Source organism: Pseudoalteromonas sp. P1-26, assembly GCF_001401795.1.
In the GTDB taxonomy this organism is placed as follows: Bacteria; Pseudomonadota; Gammaproteobacteria; order Enterobacterales; family Alteromonadaceae; genus Pseudoalteromonas.
The window spans coordinates 1-15,064 of record NZ_LKDX01000025.1 but is presented as its reverse complement, the minus strand read 5'-3'; the positions used below and the strand labels follow the sequence as shown (position 1 = coordinate 15,064).

The window sequence follows — 15,064 nt, the reverse complement described above, 5'->3', positions numbered from 1 at the left end:
AGGAAATCGGTGAACGCAGGGTTTATTAATCGCTTAGTAGGCACCACGATTGTGGTTGTGGCGGCTATTGTCTTCATTCCAAACATTTTGGATGGTGAGAAGGTTCATTATAAAGAAGGCTTTAAAGCTATTCCTGAACGCCCTGAGTTCACTACGATAGACTTGCAAGAGGTGATTGATAATAAAGTCGCCTCTGCCGAGCAACCTTCGCAAATCCCGGTTGAAGATACGCAAGCAAACGATGCTGATCTTGTCGCAAATGAAACCCAGCAAATTGATACTGTACCGCAAATGGTTGAAGCTTCAACTGATGAGCCGGTAATTAACAAAGCTGAGCCGAAAGTTGCAGTGCAAGAGCCTGCTAAGCCAGCTGCTAAAACGCCTGAGCCAACCCGTAAGCCAGAAGAGAACCTCACACAAATGGCTTATGTTATTCAACTAGGCAGTTTTTCTCACGCACCTAATGTGAAATCACTACAAGAAAAATTAAAAGCGAATGGTTTCAAAACCTTCACTCGCCCAATTAAAACCCCGAACGGCACACTGACAAAAGTCTTTGTAGGTCCTTCACTTAGCAAGAAAGAGTTAGAAAGTAAGCTTCCTGAGTTAAAGCAGTTAACCAAGTTAAACGGCAAAGTTACTCAGTTTGAAATTACAAAATGATCTGGCATCCAAATACCCAAACCACCTGTAGATCCATGATTCAGCGCTATCACAGGGTTTTCAATACAAGGCGTGGCGATGCAGGAATGTAGGTACCTTTCAAATTGCCACAACACAGTAGTGGAAGCCCTGTGAAGCGCCCGAAGGGCATGGCTAAAACGCATTTATTCTGCGTTATTGATTTTGACAAGGGGACACCATTCCCTACAATCAATGCCTTGCCTAAATGCGTTTTATCTCATGCTGAATTCTTGCATCCACAGGTGGTTTGGGTATAGAATGCGCCCCAAATTAACGACTAGTTGGTTCTTATGATCTGGGTTGATTACGCCATACTTGGCATTATTGCACTATCCACTATCATCGGCTTAATACGTGGCTTTGTAAAAGAAGCAATGTCATTAGCTGTATGGGCTGGCGCATTTATCATCTCTAGTTTGTTTTACCAATATTTAGCATCCTTCCTAACAAGTATTTCAGAACCCCTTTTAAGAAATGCAGCCGCAATAGCCATATTATTCTTTGCGACACTCCTGTTGGGTGGGTTACTAAACTATATTTTAGGTGAACTTGTACAACGTACTGGTTTATCTGGCACAGACCGTGTTTTCGGCATAGTGTTTGGTGCTCTTCGTGGCGTGTTGGTCGTAAGCGCGTTACTCTTCTTTCTTGATGCTTTTACCGGTGCACCTAATACGCATTGGTGGGGCAACTCTATTTTGATTCCAGAATTTGGCTTTGTTGTTGAGTGGTTCTTCTCGTACCTCGAAAACAACTCGAGCTTTTTAAATTCTGTAAACCGTTAATCGGCGAGGATAAATTTAATGTGTGGTATCGTTGGCATAGTCGGAACTTCTCCTGTTAATCAGGCGTTATATGACGGCTTAACTGTTTTGCAACACCGCGGTCAAGATGCAGCTGGCATCATTACCATTGAAAACAACACGTTTAGCTTACGTAAAGCCAATGGCCTTGTAAAAGATGTATTTCATACACGCCATATGAAACGTCTGCAAGGTACAATTGGTATTGGCCATGTTCGCTACCCGACAGCTGGTTCTTCTAGCTCGTCTGAAGCGCAACCTTTCTATGTTAACTCGCCATTTGGTATCGCACTTGCGCACAATGGTAACTTAACAAACGCAGAAGCATTAAAGCAGCAATTATTTTCAGAAGCTCGCCGTCATGTTAATACAACATCTGACTCTGAAATTTTACTTAACATCATGGCGCATGAATTAAGTAAATCGAACAAGCTAAAACTTGATGCTGAAGATATCTTCACAGCGGTAACTGAAGTGAATAATAAAGTAACCGGTGGTTATGCAACAATTGCAATGATCATTGGTCACGGTATTGTTGCGTTTCGTGATCCGAACGGTATTCGCCCATTAGTATTTGGTAAGCGTGAAACTGCAAATGGTACTGAGTACATGTTTGCATCAGAAAGCGTTGCTTTAAAAACAGATGGCTTTGAGTTTGTTCGTGACGTTGCACCAGGTGAAGCAATTTACGTAACTGAAGATGGTCAACTTTTCTCACAAGCGTGTGCTGAAAAAGCAACTTACTCGCCGTGTATCTTTGAGTTTGTTTACTTTGCGCGCCCAGACTCAACAATTGACCGTATGTCTGTTTATGCAACACGTGTAAACATGGGTACTAAGTTAGGTGAGAAAATCGCACGTGAATGGGCTGACAAAGACATCGATGTGGTTATTCCAATCCCAGAAACATCATGTGACGTAGCACTTGAGATTGCATCAGCTCTTAACCTGCCATACCGCCAAGGTTTTGTTAAAAACCGCTACATTGGCCGTACGTTTATCATGCCAGGCCAAGAAATGCGTAAGAAGTCAGTTCGTCAAAAACTGAATGCCATTGACCGTGAGTTCAAAGGTAAAAACGTATTACTTGTTGATGACTCAATTGTTCGTGGTACAACGTCAGCGCAAATCGTTGAGATGGCTCGTGAGTCAGGTGCGAAGAACGTTTACTTCGCATCAGCAGCGCCAGAGATTCGTTTCCCGAACGTTTACGGTATTGATATGCCATCGGCAGCTGAGCTAATTGCTCATGGCCGTGAAGTTGAAGATATCAACGCCAGCATTGGTGCAGATGGTCTTATCTATCAATCGCTAGATGATTTAATCTCAGCAGTAAGCCAAGAAAACCCAGAAATCACCCGTTTTGAAACATCAGTATTTGATGGTCAATACATCACAGGTGATATCGACCAAGATTACCTAAACCACATTGACCGTTTACGTAATGATTCAGCGAAATCAACTCGTGAAAATGCGATGTCAGCAAGTTTAGAGTTACATAACCAAGAAGAAAACAGCGCTGATTAATCAGCCTTGATTTGATTGGTATAAAAAAGGAGCTTCACAGCTCCTTTTTTGTTTATGGAAAGAAAGGAAAATAACAATGAACTTAAGTAAACATAGGGTGGACAATTCCGTTAGTCCATAAAATAGCTGTCGCAGCTAAAATAATTACCAGTAAGATCAGCCCACAGGTGACTACTGAACTGGCATAGATAAATCCTCGCTCTTCAGGAATGTGCATTAAAATTGGCACCCCTGTGTAGAGTAAGTAAACTGAGTAGGCCAGTGCTACAAGGCCTACACATACCACAAACCATAGTTCAGGTAAGAATGCCGCAAATGAAGACATAAATACCGGCGTTGCAGTATAAGCTGCAAGCTCTAGGGTTTGTGTAAAGGTGGGTTTTGCGCCAAAGGTCACTGCCATCCAATGAGCTAAATATGCCAGTGCAAAAACGCCCGCAATTAGTGCAAAGTACATCGCAACCGCGATAAGTAATGCACTATCATGGGTTAAATATACAGCCTCACCTGCGCCAATACTCCAGCCCAAATAAACTGATGAATAGTAGCCCATTAATGAAGGAATACAGGCGATTAATAAAATGTGCGATAAGCTATAGCGCAAGCTTTCGTGACGGTTATCAATTGTTTGCCATTCTTCGAGTGGGTGAGCGTATAAGCCCCATAAGTGGTTTAGAATCATAATCATTGCCCCTGTAAAAAAGGAATATGAGCTGTTTTATTTTTGTACAGCTTTGATTAAGTTATGGTTCAGTAATTAAATCTTGTCAAGAAGCTGAAATAATCGATATAGCCGATTAAATGTAACTCTTTAGTGCATATAGAAAATTACTTTGCACTGATGTGGGTCATGGAACGCGGGCTAATTTATGTGATAAAATCGAATTAAGATTTTTGATGAGAAGTTATTCAGTGCCTTATTCTGATTTATTAGCGCCCATTCATTCTTTTTTAAAGTGCGAAACGCCTGATGAGTGGATTGCTGCGGCAACCAAAAAAGAAAACTTAGATGTGGTTTTAATCGACCATCTTATCTGTGAATTAAAAGCAGCTCAGTCTGCCATGTTTTTAATTCGTAAGTACGCGGTTGATAAAGAAAGTAGTGATGCGTTGCTTGAGTGGTTAAAACCATTTGAGACGCTTGTATATAAGCGAGAAGGAGATTGGCGTGAGCTTGCAGATAAAAACAAGCTGACTAAATCAATGATCCCAAAATCTAACTCACCTTATGGGCAAGATCTCATTGATAAAATGGTGATGCTAATCAAAGAAGAGTTACATCACTTTTATCAAGTCCTTGAGATCATGGATGAATACGGTATTGAATATAAAAGCATTACCCCATGCCGTTATGCCAAAGGGATGCTGCGCCACGTGAAAACTTACGAGCCTGATGCCTTGGTAGATAAGTTAATTATCGGTGCTTACATCGAAGCTCGTTCATGTGAGCGCTTTGCTAAATTAGCCCCACATGTTGATAAACGCTTAGGTGATTTTTATATCTCACTACTGCGCTCTGAAGCGCGTCATTACCAAGATTATTTAACTCTTGCGCAAGAAATCAGTGAGTTTGATATTACTGAGCGTGTTGAATTTTTTGGTCAACTTGAAGCTGAGCTTATTTCAACCCCAGATGAAGACTTTAAATTTCACAGCGGTGTGCCTGCATAATATATTAAATCAGAGCGCCTGTTTGGCGCTCTAGTTCATTTATCTTGCCAAATTAGTGGGTTTTACCCCTATTCAAATTAACTAATTCTCATTACTTTTCTAATACTTATTCATTTATTGTTTTAGTAAATAATTTGTATCTTTTAAAATCTTGCACTACCTTTGACCTAGGTTGCTATTAACATTCGTAAGATAGAATCATAAGTTGTTAAAAGGAGAAGTCATGCGTGATTCTAATGTGCCTTTCGAGTTTAAAGAAGATGCTTCTGAACAATCGCATACTCAAAAAACATGGAAAGTTTTAACGGTTGAAGACGACTTAAATTATCAACAAGCATTACTAAACAGTTTTAATGCCATATCTCTAGATAACAATGAGTCTCTTGAGGTATTAACGGCAAATTCAGTGTCAGAGGCATCGTCTGTGTTATCGCGTCACAAAGACATCGCTATTGTATTTCTTGATGTGGTAATGGAAGAAGATGATTCAGGCCTACGACTTGTGAATACTATTCGCCACGTATTAGGCAACAACGATATACGCATAGTGCTATTAACAGGGCAGCCAAGCTTTGCCCCCGAACCACAAGTAATGCAATCGCTTGATATTGACGAATATTGGAATAAGTCTGACATGACGGTAGATAAACTTAAATCTATCGTTAGTAGCCATCTTCGTACGTATCAATATATTTCGCAAATCTCAAATGCCAAACAAGGACTGCAGTTAGTACTTGATGCGGCAAGAAGCATTAATAGTAAACACGACATACGTGCATTTTCTCATGCGGTGCTAGATGAAATAGGTAAAATTTTGCATCTATCTAAGGGAGGCGGCGTATTATGCGTTGGCAATGAAAAGCACGTTGATAAACACCCAAAAGTTCTTACTAGTGTCGGTTGTTACAGAGGGCTTGATGGTAAAGAGCTCAGCACTGATGTGCTCAGTGAAGAAGCACAGCAATCGTATATTTTAGCAAGAGATAAAAAAGAGCATGTGTTTTCTGAGCATTACAGTGTTTTTTATTTTGATACCGCTGATGTTGATGTTAGCTATTACATCACGATTGTTAAATCAGATGTTCCCATCGACGAGCATAATGTATTTTTACTAAAGGTATTTAGTGAAAATGTCAGTACAGGCTTTTCGAATATTGCACTGATGAACCGCCTTACTGAGCTTGCTTACACCGATATAACGCTAAACATGCCCAACAGGAACTGGCTCCAGCGCGAAATCGATAACATGAACAAATACGAACAAGCTGAAACTCAGTTAGTGGTGTTTGAGATACTTCAGTTTGACGAAAAGTCTTTTCGGTTTGGTCATGAATTTTGTAAAAAAACACATCTAAAAATGCGCGAGAATATTTTGCAAGCCTTAGCGCCGTATCACCCTCGTATCGCTGTTTTTAAAAGTGATTGTTTAGGTGTTTTAGTGTCAAGCCATGCATTTGAAGATGAAAGCGTTGTTGACTCTTTAAAACGTCAATCTTTTGAAATTGATGGGGTAAAACAGTATTTAGATGTGCGTATTTTAGTTATGCAATTAATCGCCTTTGAAGATCATAACGCAGAGCAAATATTCAATTTAGCAGAGTCTACTCTTAATGATGAAAACACACAAAGAGCTGAGCTTCTCTATTATACGTTAGATAATACCAAAGCGATTACACGGCGCTATGAATTGATGCAAGAGCTGCGCACCGCAATACGCAACAAAGAGCTCCAAGTAGCCCTACAACCCAAGGTTAATTTAACAACAAATGAAGTGATTGGTTTTGAAGCATTGGCGCGATGGCAAAGAGATGATGGAACATTTGTCAGACCCGATGAGTTTATTGAACTTGCCGAAACTGCAGGACTTATTAGTGAGTTAGATAAACTTATTTTCGATAAAATAATGCAGACGATTAAGCAATTTGCAGAGCAGGGCGTTAGTTTGCCAATCGCGTTTAATGCCTCTACGTTTGATTTGTTAGCCGATGATTACTTTGTTGAGATTGCGGCACGTATTGAGGAATATGGCATTTCACCTTCGTTACTTGAGCTTGAAGTAACAGAGACCCAAGCAATTTTTAACTATGAAAAGATCAATACATGTTTATGTCGTTTTGCGGGCTTGGGTATAAAAATTAGTATTGATGACTTTGGTACTGGCTATTCGTCACTTGCCCATATTAGTGAAATTCCTGCGCAGATAATAAAAATAGATCGCTGCTTTGTAACCGATATTCAAGAGTCAAAATCTAACCAACACATTATCGAAATGATAATGTTGCTGGCAGAAAAATTTGGCTTTGCAGTAACAGCAGAGGGTATTGAAACAGAAGCCGAACACAACTGGCTTATTGAGGCGGGGTGTAATATAGGCCAGGGCTACTATTACGCAAAACCCATGTTTTATGATGATGCATTGCAGTGGCTAAAGGGCAGGTCTAATTAACTTTTATGGTAGAAGTAACAAGCCAATATAAGCCACTGAAAAAAAGTCTACTTTTTAAATTTATGGTCATGGTTGCTGTTAGCTTATTAATTAGCTTGATGGTTTATGTGATTCAATACCAAATACAAAAAAGTAGTGTCATGCTTTTGCAAGATAATACCTTACTTGCCGCTCACAATACCCTAAGCAGGGAGCTTGGTGATGTACGTAAAGTTGTTAAGTTGCTGGTGGCCGATGATATATTAAAGCAAAGTGGTGAAAGCGCATTACTTGAGCATCAAATACAAACCCATTTTGTGAACTTTGGTTTAGCCGCAGAAAACATTTCTCAAATACGTTGGCTAGATAGTGAAGGCCAAGAAAGGTATCGGGTTAACTTTAAAGCAGGGCAAGCGGAGCGAGTACCAACAAAACAGTTACAAAATAAAAGTAGCCGTTATTATTTTACCGAGGGGATGGAGCACAGGAAGGGTGAAGTTTATATCACGCCAATAGATTTAAATGTAGAGCGTGGCGCAGTTGTTACACCGTATGAACCAACATTAAGAGCATCTTACCGAACCACAAGCGATGATTTTATTCTAGATGGGTTAGTGGTTGTCAATTTTGACCTGTCGAAAACTTTACAGCAAATAAAGTCACTCAGCACCTTACAAGCACAAATACAATTAATTAATGGCGAAGGTTATTGGTTGTTACATCCACACAAAGATAAAGAGTGGGGGTTTATGCTGGAGCAACCTATGCTGACACTCAGAAATGAAGATAGCTCATTATGGCAAGTAATCGCCCAACTGCCGAAATATCAGGATCTTATTGCATCGCACAGTCATGCAACTAGTTTTTTAAAAATGACCTTAGGTAATAATAGCGCAAATGGTACAAACGATATTATTGTACTGGTAAAGGCGGATGATTCTGTACAAAACGAGATTATCTTACGATCTTTTATTATCGCTTTAGCTTGTGCTATTAGTTTGATATTAATTTCTGGTTTATATCTGAAACGCAGTTATCGAGATCAACGTAAGATTATTAAAGCCAGAGCGCACTTAGAACACGAACAGCAGGAGCTGCTTACAGCCAATAGTAAGTTACAACGCTACATAAAACAGCAGCATCAACTACAAGGTGAACTCATTGAAGCACAAAGGTTGTCATCACTCGGTTTAATGGTGTCTGGTGTAGCCCACGAAATGAATACGCCACTGGGTGGTGCTGCTATTTCACTATCGAATGCACAATTAATTAATCAACAACTCAAAGATAAAATAGATGAAGGCTTTACTAAGCAGTTTTTAGAATCAAGCGTAGAAAAAGTTGCCGATAATTTAAGGCTTTCAAGAGTAAATTTAGAGAAGGCTATTGATCATGTGAAGAGCTTTAAAGAAATGGCCCATGATCGGTCAAACGATCAATATATTAGCTTTAATATCGAAAAAGTCATCGATGATCTACTACTTGGTTTAAAATCCCGCTTTAAAGCTTCAAAAGTAACCATAGAAACTAAAATCGATGTCAAAAAAGACATTGTTAGTCGCCCTGGGATTATCTCTCAGGTTATTGAGAGTTTAATCGTTAATGCAATTTCTCACGCCTTTGACGAGCTTGATAACAAACAAATTCAATTGCATGTACATTTAAATCAACAAGGTGACCTTTGTATTAGCGTTTCTGATAATGGTTGTGGGATTGATGACTCTTTGCGTAGTAACTTATTTGACCCCTTCGTGACTACATCTAGAAACCATGGTCATACAGGGTTAGGTTTGTACCTTGTGCATGAATGGGTTACGAGTGTTCTTAACGGAAAAATCCAGCTAGTTGCAAGCAAAGACCTACCTGAAGGAATCGCAACGCAGTTTAAGATAACCTTGCCACGCTTGAAAAAGAACAAAATTAGTTAGCATAGGTTTTTTCATATAGTTGCGTAATGTGACTAATTTCTTTTTCATTCAGTTCATAATGCTTCAGTATCTCTAAAAGCTTGCCTGACGCCGTAATTGCTTTAAGACCTAAAGATAAATTTTGTTGGAAATACTCAGCCTGAGGGTGATTTTTATCAGTAATCACATGTAAGTGTTGAGTAGCAAGATAGGGGGTAACTATTTCTAATTCTGTTTGCTTTGCTTGCTGTAAGCGCTCGCTATTATCGAGCCAATACAAGGCAACCTCTTTTGTGCCTGCAACTAAATCAACACGACCATGCTTTAATAGCAATAAGCTCTCAACCAAGCTACCCGTTGTTACTACGCTAAGGTTTGGGTGGTGCTCAAATTGCTCACTAACCACATAGTCTTCACCCTTGCTAATTGTATATGGCTTTAATGAATACAAAGAGCCTGTGTAGGTAATTTTGCTATCAACACGCTTGAATAACACGGTATGTGCGGTAGCTAATGAAGGTGAATATGTAAAATTTTTTGCTCTTTGCTTGGTATAAAAAGCACCTAGCACTGCAACACGTTTATGGCGTTTGGCAAGCTTTAGAGCACGTCCCCAGTGGGTGTATTCAATGGTGGCTTGATGTTTTTGTGTTTTCAGTGCTGCGATGATGACTTCGTGCAGCCAGCCCGGCTTGTTTGGCTTATCAATAAAATAAGGAGGAAACGGCTCTGTGACCAGTTGCCAAGTTTGGCAATTGATTGAAAAGCTAAATAGTAAACAACAACATAAAAGGCTTAACCGACTCATCATAGATAATGCATTTTTTGACAATACTGGTTAAAGCATAGTTAAAATATCGGCTATTTAAAGGGCGTATGGACTAGTTTTTGCTGCTCTGGAGTAGCTCTTAAGTATGAACCTTGCTCATACCAGTCACCCAGTACAGTGCGGGTTAGTGTTTTTCCATTTTGCTTATAGTGATGCACATTAGGGCGGTGAGTATGACCGTGGATCATATTAGCAACCTGATGCTTTTCAAACATGGCTAAAACCGCATCTTCGGTAACATCTAAAATCTCTAAGGCTTTGCCAGCTTGGCTTTGTTTTGATTTTTCGCGGGCGTTGCGGGCAATCTTCTTACGATACCAAAGCGGCATAGCAAGCATTAGTTTTGGCCACCACCAACCACGGCTTTTTTTACGAAACTTTTGATATTCAATATCTTGAGTGCACATTTCATCACCGTGCAAGATAACTGTTGGAGTACCGTATAAATCAATAACAACTTGTTCAGGTAGTAAAGTCATACTTGCGCTTTTTGCATAGTCTTCTCGCATAATGAAATCGCGATTACCATGAATAAAAAACACCTCAGTACCACTTTCACTGACTTGGCTTAAACGTGCGGCAACACTCTTTGAAAGGTCAGTTTGATAGTCATCACCTACCCATACTTCAAAAAAGTCACCCAAAATATACAGTGCATCAACGTCATCATTAATAATCTTGCTATCAAGAAAATCAAAAAATGCCGCAGTGATGTCTGGGCGGTTTTCTGTTAAATGGAGGTCGGCAATAAAATAACTTTGTTTCATGGTTACTCGCAAAAAAGCGGGCAAAGGCCCGCTTAAAAAGACTAAACGATTAAATTAGCTAACCGTTACTTTTTCGATGATTACATCTTCAAGAGGTACGTCTTGGTGGAAGCCAGCGCTGCCAGTAGCAACACCTTTGATTTTGTTTACCACGTCCATACCTTCAACAACTTCTGCGAACACGCAGTAGCCCCAGCCTTGTGATGTTTCACTGCTGAAGTTTAAGAAGTCATTGTCGTTAACGTTAATGAAGAACTGCGCAGTTGCTGAATGTGGATCCGGCGTACGTGCCATTGCTAATGTGCCCACTTTATTTGCAAGGCCGTTGTTTGCTTCGTTTTCGATTGGGTTGTTTACTTCTTTTTGAACCATACCCGGCTCAAAACCACCGCCTTGTACCATGAAGCCATCAATTACACGGTGAAAGATAGTACCGTTGTAAAAGCCAGCATTCGCATACTCTAAGAAGTTTTTAACTGTGTTTGGTGCATCGCTTTCGTGCATCTTGATAGTGATGTCACCAAAGTTTGTGTGTAGTACAACCATGAGGTTTCCTATATCAGGTTTAATAATGGGGCTATTTTATAGTAGTTGTCTTTGATTAACAAAGAGCTTGTTTAAAACGATTAACAAAGTGCTTATTCAATTGATAAAGCGCTAGAGCAGCGGCTTTGCAAGTGTTACCATAGAGAATCTCGAAACACCGTTAAGGACATTTTATAAATGGTACAAATTTACAACACACTTACGCGACAAAAAGAGCAGTTTAAACCCCTTGTTGATGGCAAAATCGACATGTACGTGTGTGGTATCACCATTTATGATTACTGTCACATTGGTCATGCTCGTACTTTCGTTGGTTTTGACGTGATTGTGCGTTACCTACGCCACATCGGTTACGATTTAAAATACGTTCGTAACATCACTGATGTTGACGACAAAATCATTAAACGTGCTAACGAAAATGGTGAGTCAATTAATGATTTAACGACTCGTATGACCAAAGCCATGCATGAAGATTTCGACAGCTTAAATATGCTGCGTCCGGATGTTGAGCCAACAGTAACAAACCACATGGATGAAATAATCGCTATGGTTGAGCGTTTAATTGCCAAAGGCCATGCGTATGTTGCTGCAGACGGTGATGTATTGTTTGATGTATCAACCTTTGAGCAGTACGGTGCTTTATCACAACAAGACCTAACCATGCTACAAGCTGGCTCTCGTGTTGAAGTTGCACAAGATAAGCAAGATCCACTTGATTTCGTGCTTTGGAAAAAAGCCAAGCCAGGTGAGCCGTCATGGTCTTCACCATGGGGTGAGGGTCGTCCTGGTTGGCATATTGAATGTTCGGCAATGAGTTCTAAGCACTTAGGCGAACATTTTGATATTCACGGTGGTGGTTCAGATTTACAGTTCCCGCACCATGAAAACGAAATTGCTCAGTCATGCTGTGCAAATAACGGCAAGTACGTTAATACGTGGATCCACACAGGTATGGTTCAGGTTAATAAAGAGAAGATGTCTAAGTCTTTAAACAACTTCTTTACCGTACGTGACGTTTTAAAAGAATACGATGCTGAATCAGTTCGTTATTTCTTAATTTCAGGTCATTACCGTAGCCAGCTTAACTATTCGCAAGAAAACCTTGAGCAAGCACGTTCGTCACTTGAACGTATTTACACTGCATTGCGTGGCGTAACGCCAATCGAGTGCGATTTAGCTAGCAATGAATATGTGGCTAAATTCAGAAAAGCGATGGATGATGACTTTAACACACCTGAAGCACTACCAGTATTATTTGAATTAGCAAAAGAGCTAAACCGTGTTAAAGATAGCGATGCAGAGCAAGCAGGTAAGCTAGCTTATGTACTACGCAGTGTTGCTGAGGTATTAGGGGTAGCACAACAAGACCCAGAAGCCTTTTTACAAGGTGGCCAAGCTGACGACGAAGTAGCACATATCGAAGCGTTAATAGCAAAACGTAACGAAGCCCGCGCAAGCAAAGATTGGGCGGCAGCTGATGAAGCACGCGATGCATTGAATGCGCTTGGTGTGGTACTTGAAGATTCAGCTGGAAAAACAACATGGCGTAAAGCCTAACTATTCATCGAAGCATAACTCAATAAAAAAGGTTGCCAACGAGGCAACCTTTTTTGTTTTTAATCAATATAGCTATTGACCTCAACTGTACTTGAGCTTTTACCTTGCCATCTCTTCGTATTAACAAGGACAGACATTGAATATTTTACTTGCCATGATCCCCGCCTTTTTATGGGGCACCACCTATGCAGTGACCAAATATGCCACACCTGATTGGCCGCCACTTTTATTAGGCGCATTACGTGCATTACCTGCAGGGTTATTACTTTTATTACTTAAACCTAGTTTGCCGACCCGTTCGCAGTGGCCAAGTTTATTGACTTTAGGTGCGGTGAATATCGCGCTATTTTTTGCCTTTATTTTTATCATGGCAGTGAATCTTCCTGCAGCTATAGCAGGGGTAGGGATGGTGTCTGTGCCAGTTGTGGCTTTGTTATATGCTTGGCTTACTAAAGGACAGCGACCTGCAAAAATTCAAGCAATTTGCGCTATAGCGCTGGTGGTATTGGCTTGGCTGTTGTTCGACCCAGCACATGTGTCATTAAATGTATTGGGAGTGGCCGCTTTATTTGGGGCCTTACTGACTATTGTGATTGGTAGCACCTTAGTACAAAGTTTGTCGGTGCATATACATTGGTGGGTTGTGCTTACCTGGCAGTTAATCATTGGTGGCACTATTTTATTATTGGCTGCGTTTATTGATGGCAGTTTACTTCACCCAGAACAATACCAAGTGATATTTGAGCCTATCTCAGCGCTGCAATATTCTGCGCTATTTTGGTTAATCGTGCCCAATACCGCTATCGCCTATATTCTGTATGTTTGGTTATTAGGACGCATGACTGTGGCTGAGTTTTCATTCGGCACTATTGCTAATCCAATCGCAGGAATAGTATGCGCTGTTTTACTCATAAACGAACAATATCAAGACTGGCAATACCTATTAATGTTTTTGATGATTGTGTTTTCAGTGCTCCCCCAGATGCTAAAGCTTAGGCAGTTCAAACTACAAAACAATTAAAAGCAAAAAAGGCTGCCAATTGGCAGCCTTTTGCAATAATTTAGCTCTTCTTAGCTGTGGTACTTTTCACACGCTTCAAGGGTGTTTTCGATTAAGCTTGCCACAGTCATTGGGCCAACACCACCTGGTACTGGTGTAATGAAATGTGCTTTTTGTTCAGCGATATCGTATTCAACATCACCAACAAGCTTGCCAGATTCAAGGCGGTTAATGCCTACATCAATTACGATAGCACCTTCTTTAACCCAATCACCCGGAATGAACTCAGGTTTACCAACCGCAACAACTAATAAATCAGCGCGGCGAACATGCGTTTCTAAATCTTGAGTAAACTTATGACACACCGTTGTTGTACAGCCTGCAAGTAAAAGCTCAAGTGACATAGGACGACCAACAATGTTTGACGCACCAACAACAACTGCGTGCATACCTTTGTAGCGGACACCGGTAGAGTCGAGTAGGGTGATAATACCCTTCGGTGTACAAGGACGAAGTGCCGGCATACGCTGAGCTAAACGACCAATATTATAAGGGTGGAAACCATCAACATCTTTATGTGGTGTGATGCGTTCAAGAATTTTTTCAGCATCAAGACCCTGAGGTAAAGGTAACTGTACTAGAATACCGTCTACTTCTTTGTCTTCGTTTAGTTGATCTATTAATGCAAGTAAATCTTGCTCAGTTGTGTCGCCAGGTAAATCGTAAGACTTAGATACAAAGCCGACTTCTTCACATGCTTTACGTTTAGAACCAACATACACTTGGCTAGCTGGATCTTGACCAACTAACACTACTGCTAGTCCTGGAGCGCGTAATCCATTCGCTACACGCTCTGCAACTCGCTCTGCTACATTGCTGCGTACTTGTTTAGCTATTGCCTTACCATCGATGATGTTTGCCGTCATGGGTGACCTTTAATTGGGGTTAGTTAACTTGATACTGATACATCTAAATATGATTATCCAATAAAGGGGGCGTGGATACACAAATCATGTTTGTTTGATCATATTTATTTATGTTGCGTATTTTCGCAGAAAAGCATCATAGCGCCAAGATGCAATCTTATATAAAGCGCTACTTTATAAAAAAGAGTTCAAATTTTAGCTTATATTTGCAATATTTAACCATTATGAACTAAAAGTGACCGATTGAATTATTTTCTTAAAAAAATGTTTGACCTGACTCGGTCAAATCACTATTATGCACCCCGTTGTTAACGAGGTCACTCGCAAACAACGGTAAGCATCGGCGATTAGCGCAGTTTGGTAGCGCACTTGGTTTGGGTCCAAGGGGTCGCAGGTTCAAATCCTGCATCGCCGACCACTTT

General features: G+C 40.4%; 13 protein-coding genes and 1 tRNA gene. 9 read left to right on the top strand and 5 right to left on the bottom strand.

What is annotated here, in order from left to right:
* The first annotated feature begins 9 nt into the window (after positions 1-9).
* The 3 genes from AN394_RS13050 (at position 10) to purF (ending at position 3,014) form a co-directional block, all read left to right on the top strand.
* Positions 10-663 carry an SPOR domain-containing protein gene (locus AN394_RS13050; RefSeq protein WP_055021717.1) on the top strand — a complete coding sequence of 218 codons (654 nt, stop codon included), beginning with the start codon at positions 10-12 and terminating at the stop codon, positions 661-663.
* Positions 664-974: 311 nt separating this feature from the next.
* Positions 975-1,469, top strand: a complete 495-nt coding sequence (locus tag AN394_RS13045) for a CvpA family protein (protein WP_036969851.1) — start codon at positions 975-977, stop codon at positions 1,467-1,469.
* An 18-nt stretch (positions 1,470-1,487) separates the two neighbouring features.
* Positions 1,488-3,014 (top strand): amidophosphoribosyltransferase, encoded by a 1,527-nt coding sequence (gene purF, locus AN394_RS13040; RefSeq protein ID WP_054562087.1) that lies wholly within the window; start codon positions 1,488-1,490, stop codon positions 3,012-3,014.
* Positions 3,015-3,096: 82 nt separating this feature from the next.
* Here the strand turns inward: purF and AN394_RS13035 are convergent, their stop codons facing one another.
* Positions 3,097-3,696 carry a Yip1 family protein gene (locus AN394_RS13035; protein WP_054553157.1) on the bottom strand — a complete coding sequence of 200 codons (600 nt, stop codon included), beginning with the start codon at positions 3,694-3,696 and terminating at the stop codon, positions 3,097-3,099.
* Between the two features lie 230 nt (positions 3,697-3,926).
* Between AN394_RS13035 and miaE the strand changes: the two genes are divergently transcribed.
* The 3 genes from miaE (at position 3,927) to AN394_RS13020 (ending at position 9,038) form a co-directional block, all read left to right on the top strand.
* Positions 3,927-4,685, top strand: a complete 759-nt coding sequence (miaE, locus tag AN394_RS13030) for a tRNA isopentenyl-2-thiomethyl-A-37 hydroxylase MiaE (protein ID WP_055021736.1) — start codon at positions 3,927-3,929, stop codon at positions 4,683-4,685.
* Positions 4,686-4,908: 223 nt separating this feature from the next.
* Positions 4,909-7,131 (top strand): EAL domain-containing protein, encoded by a 2,223-nt coding sequence (locus tag AN394_RS13025; RefSeq protein WP_055021716.1) that lies wholly within the window; start codon positions 4,909-4,911, stop codon positions 7,129-7,131.
* 5 nt (positions 7,132-7,136) lie between these two features.
* Positions 7,137-9,038 carry a sensor histidine kinase gene (locus tag AN394_RS13020; RefSeq protein WP_055021715.1) on the top strand — a complete coding sequence of 634 codons (1,902 nt, stop codon included), beginning with the start codon at positions 7,137-7,139 and terminating at the stop codon, positions 9,036-9,038.
* On the opposite strand, the gene AN394_RS13015 is transcribed toward AN394_RS13020, so the two are convergent.
* From AN394_RS13015 to AN394_RS13005, 3 genes are read right to left on the bottom strand one after another with little or no spacing between them, the layout of a single operon-like run.
* The gene (locus AN394_RS13015) at positions 9,031-9,828 is read right to left on the bottom strand and encodes a transporter substrate-binding domain-containing protein (RefSeq protein ID WP_054562082.1); all 798 of its coding nucleotides are present in this window, start codon (positions 9,826-9,828) and stop codon (positions 9,031-9,033) included. The two genes, AN394_RS13020 and AN394_RS13015, sit on opposite strands and share 8 nt — an antisense overlap.
* 50 nt (positions 9,829-9,878) lie before the next feature.
* Positions 9,879-10,613: a UDP-2,3-diacylglucosamine diphosphatase gene (locus tag AN394_RS13010; RefSeq protein WP_054562081.1), complete on the bottom strand. Its 735-nt coding sequence runs from the start codon at positions 10,611-10,613 to the stop codon at positions 9,879-9,881.
* Positions 10,614-10,667: 54 nt separating this feature from the next.
* On the bottom strand, positions 10,668-11,159 hold the full coding sequence (locus AN394_RS13005; RefSeq protein WP_054562080.1) for a peptidylprolyl isomerase: 492 nt from the start codon (positions 11,157-11,159) through the stop codon (positions 10,668-10,670).
* Between the two features lie 177 nt (positions 11,160-11,336).
* Here AN394_RS13005 and cysS point away from each other — a divergent pair, with 177 nt between their 5' ends.
* Both cysS and AN394_RS12995 read left to right on the top strand, forming a co-directional pair.
* Entirely contained in the window at positions 11,337-12,716 is a 1,380-nt protein-coding gene (gene cysS / locus AN394_RS13000) for a cysteine--tRNA ligase (RefSeq protein WP_055021714.1), read from the top strand.
* A 136-nt stretch (positions 12,717-12,852) separates the two neighbouring features.
* Entirely contained in the window at positions 12,853-13,737 is an 885-nt protein-coding gene (locus AN394_RS12995; protein ID WP_055021713.1) for a DMT family transporter, read from the top strand.
* A gap of 50 nt (positions 13,738-13,787) precedes the next feature.
* Here AN394_RS12995 and folD read toward each other — a convergent pair whose 3' ends face one another.
* Positions 13,788-14,642, bottom strand: coding sequence for a bifunctional methylenetetrahydrofolate dehydrogenase/methenyltetrahydrofolate cyclohydrolase FolD (gene folD / locus AN394_RS12990; RefSeq protein WP_054553151.1), 855 nt, complete (start codon positions 14,640-14,642; stop codon positions 13,788-13,790).
* A 341-nt stretch (positions 14,643-14,983) separates the two neighbouring features.
* On the opposite strand from folD, the gene AN394_RS12985 reads away from it, so the two are divergent.
* A tRNA-Pro gene (locus AN394_RS12985) sits at positions 14,984-15,060 on the top strand.
* Positions 15,061-15,064: the final 4 nt, after the last annotated feature.

What these genes read in the sequence shown, in the direction of transcription:
- AN394_RS13045 (WP_036969851.1), top strand. Translation starts at nt 975, where the DNA reads ATGATCTGGGTTGATTACGCCATACTTGGCATTATTGCACTATCCACT.
- purF (WP_054562087.1), top strand. Translation starts at nt 1,488, where the DNA reads ATGTGTGGTATCGTTGGCATAGTCGGAACTTCTCCTGTTAATCAGGCG.
- AN394_RS13035 (WP_054553157.1), bottom strand. Translation starts at nt 3,696, where the DNA reads ATGATTCTAAACCACTTATGGGGCTTATACGCTCACCCACTCGAAGAA.
- AN394_RS13025 (WP_055021716.1), top strand. Translation starts at nt 4,909, where the DNA reads ATGCGTGATTCTAATGTGCCTTTCGAGTTTAAAGAAGATGCTTCTGAA.
- AN394_RS13020 (WP_055021715.1), top strand. Translation starts at nt 7,137, where the DNA reads ATGGTAGAAGTAACAAGCCAATATAAGCCACTGAAAAAAAGTCTACTT.
- AN394_RS13015 (WP_054562082.1), bottom strand. Translation starts at nt 9,828, where the DNA reads ATGATGAGTCGGTTAAGCCTTTTATGTTGTTGTTTACTATTTAGCTTT.
- AN394_RS13010 (WP_054562081.1), bottom strand. Translation starts at nt 10,613, where the DNA reads ATGAAACAAAGTTATTTTATTGCCGACCTCCATTTAACAGAAAACCGC.
- AN394_RS13005 (WP_054562080.1), bottom strand. Translation starts at nt 11,159, where the DNA reads ATGGTTGTACTACACACAAACTTTGGTGACATCACTATCAAGATGCAC.
- cysS (WP_055021714.1), top strand. Translation starts at nt 11,337, where the DNA reads ATGGTACAAATTTACAACACACTTACGCGACAAAAAGAGCAGTTTAAA.
- folD (WP_054553151.1), bottom strand. Translation starts at nt 14,642, where the DNA reads ATGACGGCAAACATCATCGATGGTAAGGCAATAGCTAAACAAGTACGC.